22 protein-coding genes and 1 pseudogene are annotated in these 22,908 nt (G+C 36.8%); 21 read left to right on the forward strand and 2 right to left on the reverse strand.

All coding sequences use genetic code 11. The features are described 5' to 3' along the window. Positions 1–21 precede the first annotated feature (21 nt). The 10 genes from DCC35_RS08000 to DCC35_RS08040 all read left to right on the forward strand — a co-directional run bounded on the left by DCC35_RS08000 (position 22) and on the right by DCC35_RS08040 (position 8,967). Positions 22–2,460, forward strand: a complete 2,439-nt coding sequence (locus DCC35_RS08000; RefSeq protein WP_137090287.1) for a heavy metal translocating P-type ATPase — start codon at positions 22–24, stop codon at positions 2,458–2,460. Then, positions 2,457–2,621, forward strand: coding sequence for a cbb3-type cytochrome oxidase assembly protein CcoS (gene ccoS, locus DCC35_RS08005; RefSeq protein ID WP_137090288.1), 165 nt, complete (start codon positions 2,457–2,459; stop codon positions 2,619–2,621). Before DCC35_RS08000 ends, ccoS begins: the two co-directional genes overlap by 4 nt. Before the next feature lie 109 nt (positions 2,622–2,730). Further along, positions 2,731–4,878 carry a cytochrome-c oxidase, cbb3-type subunit I gene (gene ccoN / locus DCC35_RS08010; protein ID WP_137090289.1) on the forward strand — a complete coding sequence of 716 codons (2,148 nt, stop codon included), beginning with the start codon at positions 2,731–2,733 and terminating at the stop codon, positions 4,876–4,878. Between the two features lie 4 nt (positions 4,879–4,882). Next, positions 4,883–5,074, forward strand: coding sequence for a cbb3-type cytochrome oxidase subunit 3 (locus DCC35_RS08015; protein WP_137090290.1), 192 nt, complete (start codon positions 4,883–4,885; stop codon positions 5,072–5,074). After that, complete coding sequence (locus DCC35_RS08020) at positions 5,071–5,958, forward strand: cbb3-type cytochrome c oxidase N-terminal domain-containing protein (protein WP_137090291.1); 888 nt, start codon at positions 5,071–5,073, stop codon at positions 5,956–5,958. Before DCC35_RS08015 ends, DCC35_RS08020 begins: the two co-directional genes overlap by 4 nt. Positions 5,959–5,973: 15 nt before the next feature. Continuing rightward, entirely contained in the window at positions 5,974–6,270 is a 297-nt protein-coding gene (locus DCC35_RS21800; protein WP_317129000.1) for a hypothetical protein, read from the forward strand. Further along, on the forward strand, positions 6,267–7,412 hold the full coding sequence (gene ccoG, locus DCC35_RS08025; protein WP_317129017.1) for a cytochrome c oxidase accessory protein CcoG: 1,146 nt from the start codon (positions 6,267–6,269) through the stop codon (positions 7,410–7,412). The genes DCC35_RS21800 and ccoG overlap by 4 nt, the downstream gene beginning before the upstream one ends. Positions 7,413–7,415: 3 nt before the next feature. Next, a complete protein-coding gene (locus DCC35_RS08030; protein WP_137090292.1) occupies positions 7,416–7,856 on the forward strand; it encodes a FixH family protein in 441 nt (146 codons plus the stop codon). Next, positions 7,853–8,554, forward strand: a complete 702-nt coding sequence (locus tag DCC35_RS08035; protein WP_137090293.1) for a sulfite exporter TauE/SafE family protein — start codon at positions 7,853–7,855, stop codon at positions 8,552–8,554. The genes DCC35_RS08030 and DCC35_RS08035 overlap by 4 nt, the downstream gene beginning before the upstream one ends. A gap of 59 nt (positions 8,555–8,613) precedes the next feature. Next, positions 8,614–8,967 (forward strand): translation initiation factor, encoded by a 354-nt coding sequence (locus tag DCC35_RS08040; RefSeq protein ID WP_137090294.1) that lies wholly within the window; start codon positions 8,614–8,616, stop codon positions 8,965–8,967. On the opposite strand, the gene DCC35_RS08045 is transcribed toward DCC35_RS08040, so the two are convergent. After that, positions 8,968–9,354: a PH domain-containing protein gene (locus DCC35_RS08045; RefSeq protein ID WP_137090295.1), complete on the reverse strand. Its 387-nt coding sequence runs from the start codon at positions 9,352–9,354 to the stop codon at positions 8,968–8,970. A 321-nt stretch (positions 9,355–9,675) separates the two neighbouring features. Here DCC35_RS08045 and hisG point away from each other — a divergent pair. The 9 genes and pseudogenes from hisG (at position 9,676) to hemL (ending at position 20,550) form a co-directional block, all read left to right on the forward strand. Beyond that, positions 9,676–10,532: pseudogene (gene hisG / locus DCC35_RS08050) on the forward strand (ATP phosphoribosyltransferase). A gap of 18 nt (positions 10,533–10,550) precedes the next feature. Continuing rightward, positions 10,551–11,843: a histidinol dehydrogenase gene (gene hisD, locus DCC35_RS08055; protein ID WP_137090296.1), complete on the forward strand. Its 1,293-nt coding sequence runs from the start codon at positions 10,551–10,553 to the stop codon at positions 11,841–11,843. Continuing rightward, entirely contained in the window at positions 11,836–12,906 is a 1,071-nt protein-coding gene (hisC, locus tag DCC35_RS08060) for a histidinol-phosphate transaminase (protein WP_137090297.1), read from the forward strand. The genes hisD and hisC overlap by 8 nt, the downstream gene beginning before the upstream one ends. Before the next feature lie 5 nt (positions 12,907–12,911). Continuing rightward, positions 12,912–14,009, forward strand: a complete 1,098-nt coding sequence (gene hisB, locus DCC35_RS08065) for a bifunctional histidinol-phosphatase/imidazoleglycerol-phosphate dehydratase HisB (RefSeq protein ID WP_137090298.1) — start codon at positions 12,912–12,914, stop codon at positions 14,007–14,009. Next, positions 14,009–14,911 carry an alpha/beta hydrolase gene (locus DCC35_RS08070; protein WP_137090299.1) on the forward strand — a complete coding sequence of 301 codons (903 nt, stop codon included), beginning with the start codon at positions 14,009–14,011 and terminating at the stop codon, positions 14,909–14,911. The genes hisB and DCC35_RS08070 overlap by 1 nt, the downstream gene beginning before the upstream one ends. 67 nt (positions 14,912–14,978) lie before the next feature. Continuing rightward, positions 14,979–15,938 (forward strand): calcium/sodium antiporter, encoded by a 960-nt coding sequence (locus DCC35_RS08075; RefSeq protein ID WP_137090300.1) that lies wholly within the window; start codon positions 14,979–14,981, stop codon positions 15,936–15,938. Positions 15,939–16,000: 62 nt separating this feature from the next. Beyond that, positions 16,001–17,530: a glutamine-hydrolyzing GMP synthase gene (gene guaA / locus DCC35_RS08080; protein WP_137090301.1), complete on the forward strand. Its 1,530-nt coding sequence runs from the start codon at positions 16,001–16,003 to the stop codon at positions 17,528–17,530. A 16-nt stretch (positions 17,531–17,546) separates the two neighbouring features. Beyond that, positions 17,547–19,280, forward strand: a complete 1,734-nt coding sequence (locus DCC35_RS08085) for a tetratricopeptide repeat protein (protein ID WP_137090302.1) — start codon at positions 17,547–17,549, stop codon at positions 19,278–19,280. Continuing rightward, complete coding sequence (hemL, locus tag DCC35_RS08090) at positions 19,255–20,550, forward strand: glutamate-1-semialdehyde 2,1-aminomutase (RefSeq protein WP_137090303.1); 1,296 nt, start codon at positions 19,255–19,257, stop codon at positions 20,548–20,550. Before DCC35_RS08085 ends, hemL begins: the two co-directional genes overlap by 26 nt. Positions 20,551–20,605: 55 nt before the next feature. On the opposite strand, the gene DCC35_RS08095 is transcribed toward hemL, so the two are convergent. Continuing rightward, positions 20,606–21,706 carry a DUF3667 domain-containing protein gene (locus DCC35_RS08095; protein ID WP_137090304.1) on the reverse strand — a complete coding sequence of 367 codons (1,101 nt, stop codon included), beginning with the start codon at positions 21,704–21,706 and terminating at the stop codon, positions 20,606–20,608. Positions 21,707–21,901: 195 nt separating this feature from the next. Here DCC35_RS08095 and DCC35_RS08100 point away from each other — a divergent pair, with 195 nt between their 5' ends. Both DCC35_RS08100 and DCC35_RS08105 read left to right on the forward strand, forming a co-directional pair. After that, entirely contained in the window at positions 21,902–22,366 is a 465-nt protein-coding gene (locus DCC35_RS08100) for a hypothetical protein (RefSeq protein ID WP_137090305.1), read from the forward strand. Then, a complete protein-coding gene (locus tag DCC35_RS08105) occupies positions 22,339–22,905 on the forward strand; it encodes a hypothetical protein (RefSeq protein ID WP_137090306.1) in 567 nt (188 codons plus the stop codon). The genes DCC35_RS08100 and DCC35_RS08105 overlap by 28 nt, the downstream gene beginning before the upstream one ends. Positions 22,906–22,908 lie beyond the last annotated feature (3 nt).

Genomic DNA, 22,908 nt, shown 5'->3' on the forward strand with positions numbered 1-22,908 from the left:
AATGGCCTGATAGTAAAAAGTATGCAGCAGAATTCGTTTCAAGAGGTATTAGGTAAAACTTCGATTGATAATAAATGTCGTCATTGTAATGATGCTCTTCCTGAGCACCAGAATGATATAATTTATTTTGAAAATGAAGCATTTTGCTGCGCTGGCTGCAAAACTGCTTTTGAAATCCTCTCTGCCAGTGGTCTTCAGGATTATTATAAAATTGATCCTGATCCCGGCTTAAAAGTTTCAGAGGATAATGAAATTTATGATTTTCTCGAAAATGAAGAAATACAATCATCTCTTTTAAAATATTCCTCCGAAGATTTTAATAAAATAATATTCCAGGTTCCAGCGATACATTGTAGTTCTTGTTTATGGTTGCTGGAAAATCTCTACAGGTTAAATGAAGGAGTTATCAGGTCTGTTGTAGACTTTGGTAAAAAGAGAGTAACCATTGATTACAATCCTGAATTATTGTCTTTAAAAGAATTGGCAGTTCTTCTGAAGAAAATTGGGTATCCACCTCATATCTCACTGGAAGATGAACAAGCTGAACAGATCGATAATGAATCGCGAAGTTTGATGATCAGGATTGGTGTTGCCGGTTTTGCATTCGGTAATATCATGCTTATGAGCTTTCCTGAATATCTTGGCCTGGATGATGATCTTGGTGAGTTCGCTCCATATTTTGGTTTAGTTAATTTTTTACTGGCAATCCCTGTATTTTTTTATTGTAGTACGGTATATTTTAAATCTGCATGGAGTGGAATGCAGCAAAAATATCTGAATATTGATGTCCCTGTCTCTATCGGTATAATCACCTTGTTTTTTTATAGTTCCTATGAGGTCTTTTCCGAAACAGGGCCGGGCTATTTTGATTCACTAGCCGGATTATTATTTTTTCTCCTCACAGGTAGATGGTTTCAAAACAGGACTTACAGAAATCTATCTTTCGACAGAAGTTTTACTTCATATTTCCCTCTGGCAATACATAGAATTAAGAATGACAATTCCAGAGAAGTAATTCCTGTACGAGACCTTGCTAAAGGAGATGTTATCCAGATTAGAAATACGGAAGTAATCCCTGTTGATTGTATTGTCAAAGATGATTCAGCATTAATTGATTATAGCTTTGTAACGGGAGAGTCTCGTCCTGTTAAAAAAGGTAAGGGGGAATTGATATTTGCAGGAGGGAAATTGATAGGGAAATCATCTTCTTTTGAAGTGAAAAAAGTATTGTCTCAAAGTTATCTTACTTCACTATGGAATAATGAGATCTTTAATAAATCAGATGAATTTGTTGCTGATAAAATATTAAACAGAGTAGCAAAATATTTCACCTGGGTGATTTTATTTCTGGCCTTCTCTTTTGCCATCGGCTGGTATTTTATAGAACCTGGGAAAACTGTTAGTGTATTTACAGCCATTTTAATTGTTGCATGTCCCTGTGCTTTATCTTTGACAATACCCTATACTTTTGGTAGTGCACAAAGTGTATTGGGAAATATTGGATTTTACCTTCGAAACTCTGATCTCATAGAGAAGCTTCTAAAGATCGACCACATTATTTTTGATAAAACAGGAACTCTTACTACTAAGGATAATTCAAAAGTCAATTTCGTAGGATATAAACCACTTTTAAGAAGCCAGAAAGCAAATATTGCAACGTTGTGCAGTCAGTCAGTACATCCACTCAGTGTTGCTGTTTCTGAATATTTGTTGGAATCAAATACGAAACTTGATGCCCTTATTGAAGAATTCACAGAGGTTTCAGGGAAAGGAATATCCGGAAGAGTAAATGATGAGATTTATAAACTGGGGTCGAGAGAATTTATTGAAACCAATAAGGAAGTTCCTTCATCGTCAGTTTGTCTTTCGATCAATAATGAATTTATAGGATATTTTGAGATTAAGCCGGAATACCGGGATGGGATTGATGATCTCTTCGATCAACTATCCAAGATGAAATATGACTTATCAGTCTTAAGTGGCGATAACGATAACGAAAAATCCAATTTAGCAGACCTTTCAGGTAATAAAGCTGAGCTTCATTTCAATAAAAAACCTGATCAAAAACTTGAGAGCGTAATTGATCTGAAGAAAAGTGGTAAAAAGGTTCTAATGGTAGGAGATGGTCTTAACGATGCAGGAGCATTAAAAGCAGCTAATTTTGGGCTTGCTGTCACCGATCAAACCACTTCTTTTACTCCTGCCAGTGATGCCATAGTAATCGGAAAAAACCTTTCTAAGCTACCCCAAATATTAAGATTCGCAAAAAGCTCCGGTAAGGTTTTGTGGGCAGGGATTACTATTTCTCTTTTGTATAACCTGGTCGGATTGACCTTTGCAGCGGCAGGTATGCTGACACCTGTCTTTGCAGCTATTCTCATGCCTCTGAGTTCAATCACTATTGTCGCTTTTTCCACGTTGGTAATAAAATTTCTTGGTAAAAAATCTCTAATAAAATGAAAATAATAATAATTCTGATAGCCACCAGTCTGGTAGTTGCTCTTACCTTTTTAGTCTTGTTTATCAGGGCAGTAAAGGCCGGACAATTCGATGATACTGATGCTCCGGCCCGGAGAATGTTGTTCGACAGTAAGTCAGAAAATCAATCTGATTCGTCCTAATATGATTTTTATCACCACCCGAAATGAATCCTGTCAGCGGGGAAATTTCAGCTGAAAGATACCTTAGCGATTAAATACAGAAAATAGATTACAGAAATCAAATAAGATTATGACACTAGAAAAGTTTGAGTACGATAACCGGATAGTCAGGGCATTTATCATTGCCACTGTGGTATTTGGGTTAGTCGGTATGCTAGTGGGGCTTACCGTAGCTATTCAGTTATTTTACCCTGATCTTAATCTGGGTATTCCCTACACTACTTTCGGAAGGCTTAGACCTCTACATACCAATGCGATCATCTTCGCATTCGTTGGTAACAGTGTTTTTGCCGGAGTTTATTATTCACTGCAGCGATTGCTTAAAACCAGAATGTTTAGTGATGCATTATCATGGATCAACTTCTGGGGATGGCAAACAATAATTCTGGCGGCAGCAATTACTCTCCCTCTGGGTATAACAACATCAAAGGAATATGCAGAGCTTGAATGGCCGATAGATATCGCTATCACTGTTATCTGGGTGATATTTGGTATAAACATGATCGGTACTATTCTGAAAAGGAGGGAGCGACATATGTATGTGGCTGTCTGGTTCTACATAGCCACTTTCATAACAGTTGCAGTACTACACGTGGTGAATTCATTCGAAATGCCCGTAACTTTTCTTAAAAGTTATTCGTGGTATGCCGGAGTACAAGATGCATTAGTTCAATGGTGGTACGGGCACAATGCTGTGGCATTTTTCCTTACGACACCTGTTTTGGGGCTGATGTACTACTTCCTGCCTAAGGCGGCAAACCGACCGGTATATTCTTATCGATTGTCTATCATTCACTTCTGGTCGTTGATATTTATTTATATCTGGGCTGGACCTCACCACTTACTTTATACTTCACTTCCTGATTGGGCTCAGTCTTTAGGCACAGTGTTTTCTATCATGCTTATTGCACCAAGCTGGGGTGGTATGCTTAATGGTCTTCTTACTCTTAGAGGAGCGTGGGACAAGGTTCGCGAAGATCCGGTTCTTAAATTTATGGTAGTAGCAGTTACTGCTTACGGTATGGCTACGCTTGAAGGACCACTTTTATCTCTGAAAAATATTAACGCCATCGCTCACTTCAGTGACTGGATTATTGCCCACGTTCACATCGGGGGACTTGGATGGAATGGATTCCTGGCATTTGGTATGCTTTACTATCTGATACCAAAAATGTATCAGACGAAACTTTGGTCAACTAAATTGGCTAATACTCACTTCTGGATAGGAACACTGGGAATTGTGATCTATGCTCTTCCAATGTATGTAGCAGGTGTTGTTCAGAGTTTGATGTGGAAACAATTTACTCCTGATGGATTATTGGTTTACGGTAATTTCCTTGAAACGGTGAATTCAATTAAGCCAATGTACGTTATGAGAGCCGTTGGAGGCGCACTTTACCTGACAGGAGCGATCATGATGTCTTATAACCTGGTTAAAACTGCAAAACAGGGTAAATTCTTATCAGATGAAGCAGATGAGGCTCCTGCTCTTGAGAAGAAAAAGATCACCGGTGGACACTGGCATAGTGTACTGGAAAGAAAACCGGTTCTATTCACAACACTTGCTTTTGTAGCGATTGTAATTGGTGGAGTAATTGAAATGGTACCAACATTCCTGGTGAAATCGAATGTTCCGACGATCAGTAGTGTTAAACCTTATACGCCATTAGAACTTGAAGGCAGAGATATTTATATAAGAGAAGGTTGTAACAACTGTCACTCTCAAATGATCAGGCCTTTCCGAAGTGAAACTGTCAGATATGGAGAGTATTCTAAGGCTGGTGAATTTGTTTATGATCATCCGTTCCTGTGGGGCTCTAAGAGAACCGGTCCGGATCTTCATAGAGTTGGAGACCGACTTACTGAAAGCTGGCACTTTAGCCACATGTACGAGCCAACTAGTACATCACCAGGTTCGATTATGCCTCCATACCCATGGTTGTATGAGGATGTCGTAGATCCAGAGACAGTTCTGCCGAAGATTTCAGCAATGAGAAACCTTGGAGTTCCATATCAGGATGGGTATGAAAAAATCGCTGTACAGGATTATATGGCCCAGGCAAATAAGGTAGTCGAAGAGATCAAGTCGCAAAATGAGGAGCTAAAAGATCAGGTGATCGTTCCTGAATCAGAAATTGTAGCTCTGATTGCTTACCTCGAAAGATTAGGTAAGGATATTAACGCGAAAACTAAAACAGAAGAAACCGCAAATAAATAAAATTATGTTTAAGCATTATTTCGAACAAATTGATAACGTGGCCATCTGGCCAATAATCAGCCTGGTAATTTTTGTGGTATTCTTCGTGGGTCTGACTCTCTATGTGATGAGTCATGACAAGGAAACGATTGATGAGATAGCTTCCATACCACTAGCTGATGATGATGTTTTACCTGAATCCGGAGAAAAATCATGAAATACTTATCTCAAATTTTAAATAAAGCAATTTTAATTCCGGTACTGGCTTTTTTTACTTTGAATTATGCCAGTGCTCAGGAAGAAAGTGAAGGATTATATGAAACGATACAAAATCTTTCCGAGACAGAATTAATTCTGGGTGTATTAACATTAGGCCTGCTGGTAGTTGCTTTACTAGTGCTTTTGGCAGTAGTATATACGCTGAGCGTGGTTAAAATGATCGTTCGTGAAAAAAGGGTTAAAGAGGGATTGCCGGTCGAAGAGGAATCTGAAACTACCTGGAGTAGCTGGCTTACAAAAGTCAATGATGCTGTTCCTGTAGAGGAAGAAGAAGATATCGAACTTGATCATGATTATGATGGGATTAGGGAACTCGATAATCACTTGCCACCCTGGTGGAAAGCTTTGTTCTGGATCAGTATTGTCTGGGGTATTGGATATATGCTGGTTTATCATGTGTTTGATGCGGCTCCACTACAAGCAGAGGAGTATGAGATCGCAGTAGCTGAAGCAAAAGCAGAAGCAGAAAAAATGGCAAATGTTATTGATGAATCAAGTCTTTCTTTTACGGATGATCCTGCTCATATAGAGAATGGAAAGTTAGTATTCGAGGCAAATTGTGCAGTATGCCATAGAAATGATATGGGAGGTCAGGTTGGTCCTAATTTAACTGATGAGTACTGGATACATGGTGGGTCTGCTGAGGATATCTATATGACTATCAAAAATGGAGTTCCAGCAAAAGGGATGATCTCATGGGAAGACCAATTAACTAAAGTTCAAATGCGAAATGTAACATCGTATATTCACAGCATGTACGGAACTGAACCAGAAAATCCAAAAGCACCCCAGGGAGAAGTATTTGAATACGAAGAAGAGTAGAAGGAGAGATAGATAATGAGTGAAAACAAAAATAGCGTACAGGAAGATCTTTATTCATATGATGAAGAATTTCGAGATACGATTGCCACTGTTGATAGCGAAGGGAAAAGGGTCTGGGTTTATCCCAAAAAACCAAAAGGACGGTATTATAATGCCAGAAACATTGTTTCAATTGTATTACTTGTTCTGTTTTTCGCTACACCTTTTATCAAGATCAACGGCAACCCGTTTTTACTTATAAATATTTTCGATAGAGAATTTTATGTTCTGGGCAGGCATTCTGGCCCCAGGACTTTTTTCTATTGGCATTGATCCTTATAATATTTTTTGTTTTTATTATTCTGTTTACTACTGCTTTCGGGCGTTTATGGTGCGGATGGGCCTGTCCTCAAACCATTTTTATGGAATTGGTATTTCGCAAGATCGAATATTGGATAGATGGAGATGCAAACAAGCAAAGAAAGCTGGCAAAGCAAAAATGGAATAGTGAGAAGATCTTTAAAAGGGGACTTAAATATGGTATTTTCCTGATCATTTCAATTCTTATTGGCCATACTGCAATGGCCTACCTGGTAGGAATTGAAACTGTCGAAAAATTAGTTACCTCTCCACCGACTGAAAACTGGAGTGGCTTTCTTGGCCTGATCTTTTTTACCGGAATTTTCTTTTGGGTATTTACCTATTTCAGAGAGCAGGCTTGTACGGTTGTTTGTCCATATGGTCGTCTGCAAGGAGTCTTGCTCGATAAAGATAGTATTGTAGTTGCTTATGACTGGGTAAGAGGAGAGCCAAGAGGTAAGCTGAAACGGGGGCAGGTACAGGAAGATAAGGGAGATTGTATCGACTGTAAACTTTGTGTTCATGTTTGTCCGACTGGAATAGATATTCGAAATGGCACTCAGCTGGAATGTGTGAATTGTACGGCTTGTATTGATGCCTGCGATGAGGTGATGACTAAAATCGGAAAACCTAAAGGGTTGATACGATATGCTTCGTTTAATAGTATCAAGGATGGGGTTAAAAAATTGATCACACCTCGAAGAATTGCATATACCGGGGTTTTAGGTGTTTTGATGATATTATTTAGTTTTCTATTGTTTACACGTAGTGATATAAGTTTAACTATACAGAAAAAACCAGGCTTTACTTATCAAAAAGAAGATGAAACCGGGCTTTATATTAATCTGTATGATGTTCAGCTTACCAATAAAACGCAAAAAACACAGAGAATAGAATTTAAAGTAATTGATAGTCCACATGCATTGCTTAGCGTAGGAGATTCAAAAGACATGGTTCTTGAACCGGCTGAAAGGTATGAAGGAAGTCTTCTGCTTAAATTCGATGATACGGATCTCACCGAAACAAAAACCCCGGTTAAAATAGGGGTTTATAATGAGGAGGGTAAGTTAATAGATAGTGAAAAAGTGAATTTTCTTGGACCAATAAAATATTAAATCATGAATTGGGGACATAAAATTATTATTGCTTTTGTAGCCTTTATTGCCATTATGGGAACATTGGTTACAGTGGCGATGAAACAGGATTACTACCTGGTAGAAAAGGAATATTATAAAGAAGAACTTGCTTATCAGGATGTGATTGATAAAATGAAAAATTTCAATAATCTTGATGTTAAGCCGGAAATAGAGTTAAACGATAACCAACAAACTCTTTCGCTGACCTTTGCAAAAGGTAATATTCCGGTTGAAGGATTAGTTCATTTTTACAGAGTCGATAATCCAAATCTGGACAGGAAAATAACCCTGGCTGAAAATGGGGATGAATCATCTTTCAATTTTGATCTGAAGGGAATGACTAAAGGGCAATATTTGCTGAAGCTGAGATGGAAGGATACTTCCCGGGAATATTATACTGAAAAGCCTGTATTTATCCAATGATACTTCCAGCGCTGATATTAGGACTGACCGGCAGCTGGCATTGTGTTTTAATGTGTGGGCCACTAGATATGATGGTTACCACAAAAAGTAAAGGCAGTGCATTGATTGGTCGAAAACTACTCTATCATTCAGGAAGGCTGGTTACCTATGCTCTTCTTGGTTTAGCAATTGGTCTTGCCGGAGCCGGATTGAAATTTACAGGCATTCAGCATTATTTTGCCATTCTCATAGGTTTGATGTTAATGGTTCTTGCATTATTCAATGGGATAAAAAAGTTTGAGAATATAGTATCCAAGCCAGTTACCAAATTACTTTCCGGATTAAAACTTAAAGTAAGTAAAGCTTATAAAACACAAAGCTCTGCTGGCGTTTTTCTCATGGGAATGTTTAACGGCTTTTTACCATGTGGGCTGGTATATGTTGCTCTTGCAACTGCTCTTGTTCAGCCGGAGATAAAACAATCCGTACTTTTTATGGTGCTTTTCGGATTAGGTACATGGCCAGCCTTGATGTTTATTTCTATATTTCCTGTCGTGCGATCTGGTGTATTGAGGCTGTTAAGTTCAGGCAGAGCGGCAATATTTGTTTTTATAATTGGTCTTTTAGTAGTGGCACGCACTTTTTATGTAATCAGCCCTGATTTTCAGGAAGTCGTGCGAAGAGGTGGTGATGCAGCTATTACTATCTGCGGGGGTTGATCATATATTCTTTTTTGTTCCTCCCTCAAATCTTGTGTATTTTTACAAAAAATATCGAAATGGGACGTCAGAAGAAAAATAAATTTAAGAATAGAGAAGGAGTTGTTTATTCTACCAGTGATGATTTTGAGTATTCCTATGAAGGCGGCGAGGAAGAGGAAACTCTTGAGCCATCTGAACAAGATCTAAGAATCTGGCTGGATAGAAAGGGTGGAGGAAAGATAGCTACAGTGATTAAAGGATTCGTTGGTACTGAGGAAGATTTGAAATCGCTTGGTAAAGAATTGAAATCAAAATGTGGAGTGGGTGGATCTGCGAAAAATGGCGAGATAATTATCCAGGGAGATAACAGAGACAAGGTTGAGAAATACCTGACTGAAAAGGGATATAGTGCTAAAAAAGCTGGTGGTTGATTAGCTGGCTGTAGATTTTTTCAATTCATTTTTAAATGAATCTTCTAATTGAGAATCCATCGAAATATCTACAGTCTCTCCGTCACTAAATTTCAATCTTAATCGCTTATTGGATAATGCCGGAGCAAGTTTGTAGGAATTGACGTTTTCTATCGATTCCAGCTTATTCAGATCCAGTTTTTTAGTATAAAAAAAACCACTTAAGATATACAGACTATTATTATGTACTCTGTAAAATGTCCTGATAAAAGTTAAAACAAATAAGAATATTGATCCTGCTATAGCAGCAAAGGCCCACCAATCTACTACCACACCATACGTTGTGACAATTAATAATACCGTTACAATACTTAGATATAATCCTCCCGGTTTGCTTTTAACTACCATATGGTGAAATTACATAATATTATGTGCGATTACCAGTCAGATAGCTTAAGTATTAAATTAAAAAAATCTTTTATCACCTTTTATATTTAAAAAAAGGGGTATACATTTGCCATCGATGTACAAGGAAATCAAAAATATGATCACACTTCAAAAAGCTGTTGCCCAAACAGCTACATGTGCTCATGTACATCATCATATCCATCATTCCTCCTGAGGAGGAATTATTATTATATATCACCCATAAAGGGGATTTTCCCCATATTGAAAAACTGAAAACATTTTTTCAGCTAATCTATTATATTCAATCAGAAGACATTTATCATGACGAAATTAAAAATAGCAGTACAAAAATCAGGGAGATTAAGTGAAGACTCTCTCAAGTTAATTAAAGAATGTGGCATCAAGTTTAACAATGGCAGAGGAACATTAAAAGCTGAGGCTTCAAACTTCCCCATCGAATTTTTATTTCTCAGGGATGATGATATTCCAGGATACGTAGAGGATGGTATCGCCGATCTTGGTATTGTTGGAGAAAATGTTCTTGTTGAAAAGTCAAAAGGCCTTGATATAAATAAAAGGCTTGGGTTTTCTAAATGCCGCCTTTCTCTTGCTGTCCCGAAATCAGAGAATTATACCAATGTTAACTATTTTGAAGGTAAAAACATTGCAACCTCATATCCGAATTTATTACAAAAATACCTCGATGAAAAGGAAGTAAATGCAGATATACACGAAATCTCAGGATCAGTTGAAATCGCACCAGGGATAGGACTTGCTGAAGGAGTTTGTGATATAGTAAGCTCTGGTAGTACCTTGTTTATGAACGGCTTAAAAGAAGTGGAGGTCATATTTAAATCAGAAGCAGTTCTGGTATCATCACCTGAAATGCCCGCAGAAAAAAGGAGATACTGAACAAGCTGATCTTTCGTATAGATTCAGTTCTTAAAAGTAAAAACAATAAGTATATTCTTCTTAACGCACCTAATGATAAGGTGGAAGAGATCATTGATATACTTCCAGGAATGAGAAGTCCTACTGTATTACCATTGGCACAGGAAGGATGGAGCAGTCTGCATTCTGTAATCAATGAAGATGAATTCTGGGATAGAATCGAGAAGCTTAAAGATGCAGGTGCGGAAGGTATCCTGGTTGTCCCAATTGAAAAAATGATCCAATAGTCCCTAAGAATTTGAACAATGAAAATAATTAAGAACCCATCACGCAGTAATTGGAAAGAAATACTGGCAAGGCCAACCTCTGATATTTCAGAGATGGAAAAGGTGGTGAAACCGATTCTTGAAGAAATTAAAAAATCAGGTGATACTGGCTTGGATAAATATTGCCAGAAGTTTGACGGTATCGGTATTGAAAATATCAGAATTACCGGTGAAGAAATTTCCAGGTCTGAAGAAACAATTTCTGCAGAATTAAAGTCTGCAATTGACCAGGCAGCAATTAATATCAGGAAATTTCATGAAAGCCAGGTAATTAAGGAAAAAGAGGTAGAAACGATGCCCGGTGTAACATGTTACCGCAAATCTGTAGGGATAGAGAAAGTCGGTTTATATATCCCTGGAGGAACAGCACCCTTGTTTTCTACGATATTAATGCTTGCTATACCGGCTAAAATAGCTGGATGTAAAGAAATAATTTTGTGTACACCTCCAAATAAAAAATCCGGAGTACATCCTGCAATGCTTTATGCTGCTAAGGTTGCCGGTGTTTCTGAAATTTACAAGATAGGAGGAGCACAAGCCATCGCTGCAATGGCCTATGGTACAGAATCTGTTCCGCAGGTTTATAAGATCTTTGGTCCAGGAAATCAATATGTAACAGCAGCGAAGCAACTATTGAATAGTGAAGGTGTTGCAATTGATATGCCTGCGGGTCCTTCTGAAGTTCTGGTTTATGCTGGTAAAGATGCTGATCCTGAATTTATTGCTGCAGATCTTCTTTCTCAGGCTGAACATGGTGTAGATAGTCAGGTGGTTTTTGTGACCATAGAAGAAGATATGATTCAAAAGGTTCAGAATGAATTAACAATTCAGCTGGAAAACCTTCCCAGGAAAGACCTAGCAGCCAAAGCTCTTGAGAATTCAATGTCTATCTTTATGACTGATGAAACAAACGCTGTTGAATTGATTAATTCTTACGCTCCGGAGCACCTTATATTATGCGGCGAAAATGCAGATGAAATTTCCGGTAAAATAATTAATGCCGGTTCAGTTTTTATTGGTAACTATACTCCTGAATCTGCAGGTGATTATGCAAGTGGTACTAATCATACGTTGCCTACTAATGGTTTCGCCCGGGCATATAGTGGAGTATCCGTTGATAGTTTTGTAAAGAAAATAACCTTTCAGAAGATAACGGAAAAAGGCTTGCAAAATATTGGCAATACCGTGATGGAAATGGCTGAAGCTGAAAATCTTGATGCTCACAAAAATGCTGTAAAGATTCGTTTATCTAAACTTACTTCAAATGGTTAACATAGATAATCTAATTAGGACTCATATAAAGGCATTGAAACCATATTCTTCTGCCAGAGATGAGTTTGATGGCCTTGCTTCAGTTTTTCTTGATGCGAATGAAAATCCCTTTGGTTCAGCAGACGGTAATAAGTACAATAGATATCCGGATCCTTTACAACAAAATGTAAAAGATAAACTGGGACTTCTTAAAAAGATCGATCAAGGTAAAATATTCTTAGGAAATGGAAGTGATGAACCAATAGATCTTCTTTTCAGGATATTTTGTGAACCTGGAGAAGATAAGGTGATGATTACTCCACCTACTTATGGAATGTATAAAGTTTCAGCAGACATTAATAATGTAGAATGTTCTGAAGTTCCTCTTTTAGAAAATTATCAATTGGATGTTGAAGCAATTAGTAAAACCATTGACAAGGATGAAACAATAAAACTCATCTTTCTTTGCTCTCCTAATAATCCAACTGGTAATCTGATGCATGAAAAGGATATTGAGAATATTCTTAAATCTTTTAATGGAATTGTGGTTATTGATGAGGCGTATATTGATTTTACTACTTCTCAAAGCTGGATCCATCGATTGAAAGAATTTTCTAATCTGATTGTTTTACAAACATTTTCAAAAGCATGGGGGATGGCCGGACTTAGATTAGGGATGGCCTATGCTGATCCGAAAATAGTGGCTTATCTAAATAAAGTTAAGCCACCTTATAATGTGAATGAAGCAACTCAAGAAGCCGCTTCAAAAGCAATGGATAATTACAAACAGGTTGATGAATGGGTAGCATCCTTGGTTGCCGAAAGGAAAAGATTAATTCAGGAATTTGTTAAACTTTCGGCAGTAAAAAATGTATATCCTTCAGATGCTAATTTCATTCTGGTTAAGATTGAAAAGGCAGCAGAATTATATCGAAGTTTAATTAAAAAAGGTGTAGTCGTAAGAAATCGTTCTAATGTAGTTTTATGTGATGATTGTTTGAGAATTACTATTGGAACCCAAAATGAAAACGACATATTGCTCAGTGAATTAACAACCTTAGTTGTTGATAAATTAAATACTTGAATTAAATGAAAAAAGTACTTTTTATAGATAGAGACGGAACAATTATCGTAGAGCCTCCATCAGATTTTCAGGTAGATAGTCTCGAGAAACTGTCTTTTTTACCAGGAGCAATCTCAAATTTGAAAAAGATCAGTCAATTAACCGACTACTATTTGGTTATGGTAACAAATCAGGATGGTCTGGGAACAGATTCATTTCCGGAAGATACATTCTGGCCTGCTCAGGAAAAAATGCTTGAGATATTAGAATCTGAAGGAATTGTCTTTGATGCAATACATATAGATCGATCTTTTGAGCATGAAAACTTACCTACACGAAAGCCTGGTACAGGAATGCTGTCAGAGTATATTAATGGTAATTTTGATTTGGAAAGTTCATATGTTATTGGAGATCGTGAAACTGATATTCAACTAGCAAAAAACCTGGGTGCTAAAGGCATTTTTGTCGGTGATTGGAAATCCGAAGAGGCTGTTTTATCGACCAATTCATGGGACGAAATAGCAAAGTTTCTGGCTATGCCGGATAGAACTGGTGCCGTAATCAGGAAAACGAATGAAACAGACATCAGCATTACACTAAATCTTGACGGAAAGGGAAAAACAGATATTGATACGGGACTTGGTTTTTTTGATCACATGCTCGATCAGCTTGGCAAACATGGAGGTATAGATCTTACTATAAAAGTTAAAGGGGATTTACAGGTTGATGAACATCATACGATTGAAGATACAGCACTTGCATTAGGTGAAGCATTTCTGGAGGCATTAACAGATAAAAGAGGCATTAACAGATATGGATTTTTACTGCCTATGGATGATTCCTTAGCTCAGGTGGCCATTGATTTCGGTGGTAGGCCGTGGCTTGTCTGGGATGCTGAATTTAAAAGAGAAATGATTGGTGACATGCCAACTGAAATGTTTTATCATTTTTTTAAATCATTCTGCGATTCTGCGAAAGCAAACCTGAATATTAAGGTGGAAGGAGATAATGAACATCATAAAATTGAAGCAATATTCAAAGCCTGGGCTAAATCGATTAAATTGGCTGTGTCAAGAAATGAGAATGAATTAGATCAATTACCGTCAACCAAAGGATTATTATAATGGCCAGTATTAAGAGTAGTTACTACAAATATTTGCTTTCTCTTCAAGATAAAAAGAGAGGAGGCAGAACTGCTCATCCGAAGGTCGTTAGAAAAGTATTTAATAAACTAGCGTCAAAAGTAAGTCATTTATCAGGACTTGAACAGGTGAAGTTCAAAGTGAATAGAACCGGAGTATCCCGAATAACATCAGGAAAGGTAAATGAAAAGCAAGCTATCGTTTTTATTCATGGTGGTGGATATTGTTTTGGATCTGTGAGAACACATTTATCTCTTATGGGTCAGATTTCCAAATCCTGCCACCTACCGGTTTTTGGGGTTGAATATAGTTTGGCTCCGGAAAATAAGTATCCAAAAGCTTTAGAGGAGATTAGTCTGGTGATCGATCACCTCCGTGAAGGCTATCCGGAGATAAAAAAAATTCACTTAATGGGAGATTCCAGTGGTGGAGGTCTGGCACTTGCAACAGCCTTGTACCGTAGAGACAAATTAAAACCGAATGTTGATAGCCTTGTATTGTTATCACCGTGGGTAAATTTGGATGTGAATTCGGGGATTTATGACCTTCCTTCAGGTAAAGATCACATGTTTCAGCCGTCAGACTTGAAATGGATGGCTTCTTATTATGCAACAGATGAACAAATAAAATCGGATGAAGAATATGCTTCACCTCTGGGTTGTGATCTATATTCTCTTCCACCAATGTTTATTCAGGTAGGTAGCCATGAGATCCTCCTTCATGATGCTGTAAAACTTGCTGAGAAAGCAGCCTCTTCTGGAAATAGGGTGGAGTTGGATATCTGGGACAAAATGTTTCACGTATGGCATTTTTTAGCACCGAGTTTACCCGAGGCCAATAAGGCTTTATTAAAAGTTGCCCAATTCATCGTAAACTCCGAATGATTCGTAGAATGATTCTTTGCTCAATTAATTCCTTTTTATAACTTCAGGGTTTAAATTTTTTCAGGTCATGGTCTACATTCTGTTTGTTGTTGGATTTGTTATCTTGGTTAAGGGAGCCGATATAATGGTTGAAGGTGCTTCATCCCTTGCTAAGCGTTATAATATTTCCGACTTTATTATTGGTTTGACCATAGTTTCGATTGGTACCAGTATGCCAGAGCTTTTGGTGAATATAATGGCTGGTATACAGGGGAAAAGTGAAATTGGGGTGGGTAATGTCCTGGGTTCAAATGTCGCAAATATCTTATTGGTACTGGGGTTATCAGCATGTGTGAATAATCTGCCAATAAAGAAAAACACACTTTTTATTGAGATACCTTTTAGCTTAACAGCTACACTACTTGTTGGTTACCTGGCTAATGTTGCAATATTTTCTAATCATAGAAATGGACTGATGCTTGATTTTGGCGAAGGGATAGTATTGCTATTTTTCTTCGCTTTATTTCTAGGATACATATATAACTATGCAAGAGAAAAGAAAGATAACGTAATAGAAGGTACGATCACTACTCAACCTGTGGTGAAAAGTATAGCTTTTATAGTTATTGGTATATTAGGGCTTTTCTTTGGAGGTAAATGGGTGGTAGACGGAGCCATTGAAATTTCCAGAATTTTTGGTTTTAGTGAAAGTTTTATAGGCTTGACATTAGTTGCACTCGGAACTTCATTACCAGAACTGGTTACATCCCTTGTAGCAGTGTCCAAACGAAAAACGCAATTGGCTGTAGGGAATGTTATAGGAAGCAATATTTTTAATCTGTTATGGATATTGGGAATTAGCTCCATCATTAATCCCATTGAATTCGAGACAGTAAATAATACAGATGTATTAATGATCATAATCAGTTCCAGCTTACTTATTCTCTCAATTATAGTGGGAAAAAGATCAGTAATTACTCGTTATGAAGGAGTTGTTTTCCTTCTTGTTTACGCTGGTTATATTTATCACCTCTTCCTTCGCGGGTAGTTTATATTAATTCTTATCAAATTGACTGGTATTAACTGATAAAGGGTGTTATTTTTGTGCCCATGTCAGAGCAAATACTTATCATCGATTTCGGTTCGCAGTATACACAGCTGATAGCCAGGCGTGTTCGCGAACTAAATGTTTATTGTGAGATCCATCCTTATAACAATATTCCGGAGATCTCTGAAAATGTCAAAGGTGTAATTTTTTCTGGTAGTCCTTGTTCAGTTAGAGATGAGGATTCGCCAAGAATTCCAATCGAAAAATTCCGCGGTAAATTACCAATTTTAGGAGTTTGTTATGGTGCCCAGCTATTAGCATTCACTGAAGGTGGTTTTGTAACTCCTTCAGAGAACAGAGAATACGGAAGAGCAAACCTGAGCAAAGTCAATTCATTAAATCCATTATTTGATGGAGTAGATATTGATAGCCAGGTATGGATGTCGCATGGTGATACGATTAAAGATCTGCCTGAATCTTTCGAGATCATAGCTTCAACAAGATCTGTTAATGTAGCTGCCTATCATGTAAAGGGAGAAGACACTTATGGAATTCAATTCCATCCAGAGGTAACACATTCAACTGATGGAAAGGCAATATTGAGGAATTTTATCGTTAATATTTGCGATTGTAGTCAGGACTGGACCCCGGCTCATTTTATTGATGAAACTGTTGAGCAATTAAAAGAGCAGTTGGGAGATGATAAGGTAGTGCTTGGGCTTTCTGGTGGAGTGGATAGCTCCGTTGCAGCAATGCTTATTCATGAAGCAATTGGTAAAAATCTACATTGTATATTTGTAGATAACGGATTACTAAGAAAACATGAATATGAAGATGTTCTTGAGTCTTATAAGCATATGGGCCTTAACGTAAAAGGTGTTGATGCAAAAGATTTATTTTATGATGAATTAAAAGGTAAAACTGATCCTGAGGCTAAGAGAAAAGCCATCGGAAAAGTTTTTATAGATGTATTTGATACTGAAGCTCATAAAATACAAGAAGTTAAGTGGCTTGCTCAGGGTACGATATATCCGGATGTTATTGAATCTGTTTCTGTAAAAGGACCTTCAGCAACTATCAAATCTCACCATAACGTGGGAGGTCTTCCTGAAAAAATGAACTTAAAAGTGGTAGAGCCATTAAATAGTTTATTTAAGGATGAAGTTAGAAAAGTGGGGTCAGCGTTGGGGCTTGATGAAGCGATTCTCAACAGGCATCCTTTTCCCGGACCTGGTCTGGCAATAAGGATTCTTGGAGACGTTACCCCGGAGAAGGTTCATGTACTTCAGGAAGTAGATTACATTTTTATTCAAGGTTTGAAGACTGCAAATCTATACAATCAGGTTTGGCAGGCAGGAGCTGTTCTATTACCAATTAATTCTGTTGGAGTAATGGGTGATGAAAGAACTTATGAAAGAGTAGTAGCTTTAAGAGCTGTTACCAGTGTGGATGGAATGACTGCTGATTGGTGTCATTTACCTTATGAGTTCCTTGCGGAGATTTCAAATACTATTATAAATAAAGTAAAAGGCGTAAACAGAGTTGTTTACGATATTAGCTCTAAACCACCTGCAACTATCGAGTGGGAATAGAGAAAATGATCTTATTATGAAGAAATTCTTTCTGTTATTGATTTTTTGCTTTGCAACGCTGAACATTTTTGCTCAAGAATCAGCAAAGCTTCGATATGAAAATGGTAAATCACTTTTCAGAGAAGGCAGATATGCCTTGGCTCGTGAAAATTTTGAGACTGTACTTGAGACTGAAAATTATGGAGGAGCTTATGCAGAATTAGCCTCTTATTATTACGCACTATCCAGTTTGCGATTAGGTGAACTTGACAGAGCTAAAAGTATGTATTTGCAAATACTAAACAAATACCCTGATTGGCCTTACATTGATGAGGTTAAATACGGTTTGGCAGATGCTTATTTTCAGTCCGGAAACATCTTTGAAGCAGTGGAGATGCTCAAGTCAATTGAAAATAAAAACCTCAGGGAAGAAGGTCGTAATATGAAAATGTATTACCTTCTTGCAGTAAGCGATTTAAGTTATCTCACAGAGTTGCTTCAAAAATACCCTAAGGATAAAGATCTTGCTATTTTACTCGCAGAAAGAAGTTATCTTCAACCACTTTATGAGCAGGACAGAAATCTTTTAGATTTTCTGGTAAAAGAATATGATCTTGATGCTGAGAGATATAATGCTCTCGGAGGATTGAGAAATATAAAGAAAGATGAATATGATGTAGCAGTGATGCTGCCTTTTCAAAGCGATCGTTTTAGAGGGGCTAAAACAAAGAAAAACTTTGTGATGGACCTTTATGAAGGGATAAAAATTGCCATCGATTCACTTGAAAGGAATGGGGTGAATATTAAATTATTTGCCTTTGACACCAAGGTTGACTCATTGCATACTGCTAAAATTATTGAATCCGGAGATCTTGATCGTATGGATTTAATTATAGGGCCATTATATGAAGGGCCTTTTAAAGCGGTTTCTCAATTTGGTTTTGATAAAAAAATAAATGTCATTCATCCGTTAAGTGATAAAGTTGAGTATATAACTGAAAACCCATTCAGTTATCTACTAAAAAGTAGCTACGTTACACAGGCAATGAACGCTGCAAACTATGCCGCTCAAAATCTCAACAGGAATAAAAATTATATGATTTTTTATTCTGACAATAACAGAGATAGTCTGATGGCTGCCACTTATCGTAAATATCTGGTAGATGAAGGTTTTACCAACCTTATCTTCAGAAAAGTGGAAGTTGATGAAATTCAGGAATCAATGGACTTCCTGGCTAAGATGAATGATGACCGTGTTTTTAAGGTTGCAGAGGATAGTGTTGGTCATATTTTTCTTGCTACTCATGATAAAAGACTAATAGCCAAAGCGCTTAGTACTCTTGATATCAGAGATGAAAAGATTCCAATGATAACAACAGATGAAATTTTCGATATCAGTACACTATCATATGACCAGGTAGAAAGACTTGGGGTAAGAATCATTTCTACCGATTATGTTGATCGTGAAAATGGCACATTTGATTCATTCAGAAGATTTTATATCGGTAAAACCGGCACTTTACCATCCAAGTATCTATGTCTTGGTTTCGACTTGATGTACTATTTTGGAACTCAAATGGAAAATAACGGAAAATATTTTCAGTTAGAGATTGACGATCAGTATTTTGAAGGTCAATTAACCCCTGCTTACAATTTCTTTCAGTCAAATGATAACAGGTACACACCAATTATTCAATTTGTGGATGCTAAATTATTGCTTCCGGACCAAATAGAAGATCTAAAATATGAACCGATCAATAGAGACAAGTAAAAAATTATTTAACGAAGCTCAAAACTATATTCCCGGAGGAGTAAATTCTCCCGTTCGGGCTTTTAAAGCTGTAGGTGGAGATCCTTTATTCATAAAGTCGGCTAAAGGAGCTTATATGTATGATGAGGATGGGAATGCTTATTATGATCTAATCAATAGCTGGGGCCCGATGATAATTGGGCACGCTCACCCTGAGATAGAGAGTGCTGTAAGAGAAGCCATAGGGAATTCATTATCATTTGGAGCTCCTAATGCTAAGGAGGTTGAAATTGCAGAACTGATTACTGAAATGGTTCCTTCCATTGAAAAGGTAAGAATGGTAAACTCAGGTACTGAAGCCACCATGTCTGCTATTCGTCTGGCAAGAGGATATACAAACAGAAATAAAATTATTAAAATGGAAGGATGCTATCATGGTCATGGTGATAGCTTTTTAATAGCAGCCGGAAGTGGAGCGATGACACTAGGTACACCAAATAGTCCTGGTGTAACTCAGGGTACAGCAAATGATACTTTGACCGTTCCATTTAATGATCTTGATTCAGTCGATAAATTAATCGGGGAAACAGGTGATGATATTGCAGCGATAATTCTAGAGCCTGTTGCAGGAAATATGGGTTGCGTTCTTCCTAATGATGGATATTTAGAAGGGCTTAGAAGGAGATGCGATGATAATGGGATATTATTGATTTTTGATGAAGTCATGACTGGATTTAGATTAGCTCCGGGGGGAGCTCAGGAAGTTTACGGAGTGATTCCTGATATGACTACATTGGGTAAGATTATCGGAGGCGGAATGCCAGTAGGTGCCTACGGAGGTAAAAAAGAAATCATGGAATTTGTTGCGCCAACAGGCCCGGTTTATCAGGCTGGAACACTTTCAGGTAACCCGGTTGCCATGGCAGCAGGTTTGGCTATGCTAAATCATTTAAAGAATAATCCAGAGGTATACACAACTTTAAGTACCCTTACAGAAAAACTACATATAGGTATTCAGGAAATTCACGATAAAAAGAATTTACCTTATACTATCAATAGACTAGGGTCAATGATCTCTGTCTTCTTTACTGATAAAACAGTGACTGATCTGGAAACTGCTAAAACATGTGATGCCGAATTGTTTGGTAAGTATTTTCAGGCTATGCTGGATGAAGGTGTATATTTACCACCGGCTCAATATGAGTCCTGGTTTCTTTCTTATTCTTTAAAGGAAGAAGACATAGATAAAATAATTAATGCCCATGAAAAGGCACTGGAAAAGGTTCTATAAAAATAAAAAAATAAAAGAATCGCAAAGCTGTACAATTTTGTACAGCTTTTTTATTTTAAAATAGATATAAACTCAGTATAATTTCTATTGCAAAGGCAATTTGTAAAAAGGAAATATAGAAAAATCCCAGGATATTGAATTTAATTAGAGTTTTAAACCAACCCTGTTTATATACATTAAGGAATGATATGTAACTATAGGTAGTTACCAGGATGAAAGCGTAAAGAGCTATGCTTGCACTCAGATCGTATTTAAATTGGATCAGTAATACTATGCCATAAACCAAATAGGCCAAAGAATGCAGGTATAGCGCATGGATTATATGATGAATGTAAAGTGTGTCTTTACTTAAATATAAAACTTTCAATAAGAGCGCAAATACTGGTAAAAGAATAAACATCATAAGAGGCAGGTTTTTTAAAATATAACCTGTCAAATATTTTTTATCGCTTCTTATAACTTTTATCGTTTGATAGGTAGCCGAATATGTCAACTTCTCAGATCTATTTACATCAAGGCTATCCATGCATTCCTCTATCGAAAGACTTTCATTTTTTGCTAGTTTATATAGTTTATCCAGGTAACTGTCTTCACTCCATTTGACAATTTCATCGTAATCATTTTTTAATTCATCAGTTGAATCCTTGTTATTAGTCAATACTGAATCAGGTATTTTTAACCCGGTATCATTTTCTATTGTATTTTTGAGTGAATCCAAGTTAATTTTTTTGTCTGTATTTTGATTTAAGATAGAATCAATTTTTCCGGAAGCATTTTGATCTATTGATGCTGACCCATTCAAAACATTTTCAGTCTGTTTTTCTATCTTCTCAGCAACATTCTTCCCGATATATCCAATCACAAAAAAATAGAATAGCGATAGAACCAGGTACATTCTGATGGGATTGAAATATTTATTTCTTTTTCCGGAATTATAAGTATTAGTTAGTTTACCAGGTTTAAATAAAAATGGAATAAAACTTTTAGGAAGTTTTCCATCAAGTGCAAATGCATTGGAAATAAATTCTGATAATATTATACCTACTGAGACATTTTGATCTGTATTTTCCTGACCACATTTAGGACAATAATTATCCTCTATTTTTAGTGGAGCATAACAATTCAGACAATAAGGATGTTTTCGCCTAGACTTCATTGGAGCGAAAATACGAAATCATTTTAAAAATTTAATTACATTCCAGTTCTTACATCATAATTCAATATCATGGTATTTACTAATTATCTAGTTGAAGAGATATAATTTTATAAGTATTATTGTATTGATATTGGAATACTTTAGAATATCCCTGAATATCACTATATTTATATGTTGTAAAAATTTTTTTATACTGTGGTCAAACGTCTTTTCACTTTTTTTATAATATTATTTGTCGCTGGAGCGGTAAATGTATTTGGGCAGGGTAAAACTGTAACTTATAAAGAGTTATACGATGACCCATACGATACGAAAAAGTTATTTATTCATTTTCAGCCACTTTATGGAGAGGTTTGGAGTACAAATACTAATATAGGGTTTGGACTGGAAGCTGAGTACCTATTAGAAGATAAGCTTCAAATCCGAGCTGCTGCAAGAAAAGCTTATGGCCAGTCATTTGATCTTACCAGAGATGCAGCAATTAAAAATTCAACAGTAAATACAAACATAGAATCGCCCTGGAATATTCTAAACTATTATGAGGCTGGTGTTACTTATCATATAAAAGATTTTGAATCTGACTCGGAAACAAAGATAGTTCTATATTCTGACCGATATAGAAAAAACAACAAATGGGCTGCGTCTACCCCGAGCTTATAAAAATACCAAGTAAAGTAAGAAAGATTTATGGAGCCAGATTAGGAGGAATATATTATGATTCTTCAGTAGACCTTGATCGGGCAATGAAAAATCAGGGGACAACAATGAGCTCACCTTCAGGTGAACCCTTCCCTGATGATGCAAAGGTCTATTCAAATATGAGTAGCTATGCAATTTACCTGGGAGGGTCAATGTCCTGGTATAAAAATATTGCTGTTGATCCGGATAGAAGTTTTGGAGTCCTGATAAATGATCTGATGTTCACCACATATTTTGATCTGATCTATGCTCCCGGATTACAGGTAGAAGATGTTTTCTATAACGGTGAAATATATAGTGCTGACAATATCGAATTAACAAAATTTGGCTTTAGAGCAGGAATACAAGGTAAATTTAATAGAACCTGGGGATGGAGTTACAACATTGAAACCGGACTCAGACCAACTGTTAAAACTCAGGGTTTCTATATATTAGGAAAAATCAGCTTTCCGGTATTTGCAACAAAGCTTGAGAATACCAGAGAAGCATTTGGAAAGTAATAT

Origin of the sequence: Mangrovivirga cuniculi (assembly GCF_005166025.1) — a bacterium.
Classification (GTDB): Bacteria; Bacteroidota; Bacteroidia; order Cytophagales; family Cyclobacteriaceae; genus Mangrovivirga; species Mangrovivirga cuniculi.